2 protein-coding genes are annotated in these 3,035 nt (G+C 63.7%); both read left to right on the top strand.

Translation table 11 applies throughout. From position 1 onward, the window contains the following. Positions 1–1,655 (top strand): hypothetical protein (locus ACOJSI_RS10330; RefSeq protein ID WP_420138201.1); only part of this gene is annotated, 1,655 nt, incomplete at its 5' end. An 18-nt stretch (positions 1,656–1,673) separates the two neighbouring features. Then, positions 1,674–2,780, top strand: coding sequence for a hypothetical protein (locus ACOJSI_RS10325; RefSeq protein ID WP_420138200.1), 1,107 nt, complete (start codon positions 1,674–1,676; stop codon positions 2,778–2,780). Positions 2,781–3,035: the final 255 nt, after the last annotated feature.

Below are 3,035 nucleotides of genomic sequence, written 5' to 3'. Positions count from 1 at the left end.
TGCCCCAAGTCACTTGGGCGGCGCTCGCGGCGTTGACCGGCATGGTCGCGGGGGACCGATCCAGCGTCGTCGCCGCGGATACGGGGACGCATGTCGATCCTGTGGCTGGCGGCACGGTCAGCAACGCGGGCATCTATCAATATTCCAGTTCCCCGGCCGGTTGGCGGCGGGTCGCTAACTTGGATGCGCAGGATGCCGATGTCGCACGAGCTGGCGCCCAAGCTGCTGCCGTCAAGTTCGATCAGTTTTTCGCACAGGCGGAATCCGCATCCGGCAAGCTCATCCGACTGAAGGACACCGCCAATCGCCAGCTGGCCGACGTCGATCAAGACGCGTCAAAGGGCGTGACCTTCTACATGCCGGTTAACCTGGTGCCCGGAACGGTACCTTTCGAGGCACTGACGCCGGCGGCGCAGTCACGCATCCCGCTCAGCTTCGCCGATGCTGCGATCGGATACGCATATCGCCTGATAGATCCGAACGGCCGGGTTCGAATGGCCGTGCCCGTCGATGGCAGGATGCCGATTGAGGCGATCGTCACCCGCGCTCGCGTGGCGGATGGTCCCGCTATGAGCCGAGGCGGCTACCTGGTTGAGCCTATCCACGACGGTAACGGACGATGCCAGGTCAGGTCCGTTCGCCTCGCCGATGGCGTCGAGATGTTTCGGACCACCTCTTTTTCGGAAAAGCACGGTGCTTCCGTAACGGAGGATGGACGGCTTCTGTATCATGATGATGCGCTGGGACTTGTCACGGCGCCGCTCGCTGGCGGTAAGGTCTGGCGGGCGTTCCCGAGCAAGGATTGGCTCCTCATCGGGGACAGCGAAACCGCTCCCGGCAGCGGCTATGGCGCCACCTTTGCGGCGCTCTACCCGGACCGCTTGACGCACAACGCAGGGATCGGCTCGCAGACTATCCAGCAGGCGTTCGCACGCCTCAACCTGCTGAAGACGCCCGCCACCCTGACAATCGCAGGCGGTGCTATTCCCACCAGCGGCTCGGCTACGGCAACGCCCAGCATTCGGTTCCTGGATGGGGCAGGGGGTACGCGGGGACTGCGTGCGATCATCGCGGGCGTTCCGTGCGCCATTATCTGGGACGGCACCGCAGGGAGTGACTACGTCGTCACGCCGCTGGTTTACCCGAGTTCGCCCGTGGCGGCCGGCGGCGCGCGTCCGATGGTAGCTGACAGCGTGATTGCCGCCGATCCGACGGTCGCAGGATGCGCCGCAGCCCCGTCTCTCGCCGACACTGTCAATCGTTCCACCATCATCCGGCTCGGGCGCAACAACGTCGGACTTCTGCCATTTGCGGATGCACTGCAATTGATGGTCGAGGGGGTCGCGCTGCTGCCGGCGCACGTCAAGCGCCTGATCATCTCCGGCGTGAACAATGCCCCGACCGATGACGACGCGAAGATCCTTTGGATCGACGCATTCAACACGGGTTTGAGAAACCTTTTCCCGCTGAACTTCGCCGACGTGATCGGGTGGTATCAGCCGCTAGGCTATACCTCTCCCTATACCATCGCCGGCACGACCTATCAGGTCATCAACAATACGCCGCTGGGCAGTGACCACTTCCACGAAAACGCGCTCGGCTGGGCCGCTTCCTCGGCGCTCTACAAGTCCATCGCGGATCCGAAGGGATATTGATCCATGCAATGCCTCGATATGACCCTTCCAGGAGCACTGACGAACGCCGGCACGCTGCCCTTCGCCGAGATCGACGGGCTGCTGGCGCCTGGTTCTCTGATGCTCTGGGAGCCCGGCCACCCGATCCTTCCGTTTGCGGGGGTGCCTCTCACGGGCGCGCCTGCATCCAACATGCTGATCGGCACCAAAATGCCGAACATCGCTCAGCGCTCAGCGGGGCTATTGCTCGACGCCTCTCCGGTGACGATCACCGCCAGCGGGAGCGGCAGCAATAACCTGACCGTCACGAGCGTGCCGGCTGGGGTGGTCCTCGGGCCCGGCTATGTGCTGCCGACGATGAGCGGCATTCCTGCCGGGACGTTCATCGTCAATTATGGGTCCGGCATGGGCGGCGCCGGCACCTATGGCGTCAGCAGCCCGGTGAACTTTGCCAGCCAGGCGATTACCCTGACGCCATCCAACCTGCCGATTTTCCTGCGCAACGACGGCACGCGGTCGGGCTTCACACAGGACGCGGTCGTGGAGCGCACGAGCAAAGGCGGCCTTCATGCGATCATGGCGCAATCCGGCGCGGGCGACAGCCGGTACATGGGGGTGGGCCTGCCTCAGCCGGTCAAGAACTACATGTTCGCCAATCCGTCGCACACGTACTTCTGGTCATCATGGTATTGGGAGACGCGGGTCGACGCGGGCAACACTGGCCCGATCGCGTATGTTGGTGCGAACAGCGGCAGCAGCAACCTGTTCCTCAATTATGGCAAGAACGGCCCCTTGGGCAGCTTCGCACCCCTGTTTCAGGCCGTCCCGGCAGGCGCGCGCGGCACGCTCGGGCTGATCCACGAGCAGTACGCCGCAAGCCTCGTCGGAGTGCTTGCAGGGGCGGGGGGGCAATTCAGCCCCACGATCATGTTTGGATTTGGCAGCCTCAACGGTTCCTACGGCGATTATGCGCGGAACAAGTCGATGTCGGCGGTCGTGTACCGTCTTTACCTGGAAGACCTGACGGTTTCGGCTCGATCCGCCCAGACTGTGGCAGCGCTCGATTCGAACATGCGGGCCGCAGCGTTTGCGCCAGGCGGCCGCTATGCGGATGATACTTGGACCTCGCCAAGCGTTCTGCCCTAGCACCCGGCTGACGGCGGTAACTCGCGCCCTTCCAATGGCATAGCTGGGGCGTCATCCGATCGGCCGGAGACGCCCCGCATCATGATCAACGCTCGTGCCTGCTGAAAGCGGCGTCTCGGACATCCTCACAGCATGGGGAGGGTTTCAGCGCGGCTCATTGCCGATGTGGGGTACCTTCCTTTTGGCACTGACCGGCATGGTGCTTCGCTTCACGCCGATCTGGCGCAAGCTGTCGATGACCGCGAACGACAAGCT

The organism is Sphingomonas sp., from assembly GCF_048595155.1.
In the GTDB taxonomy this organism is placed as follows: Bacteria; Pseudomonadota; Alphaproteobacteria; order Sphingomonadales; family Sphingomonadaceae; genus Sphingomonas_I.
This window is presented reverse-complemented; position numbering and strand designations above follow the sequence as displayed.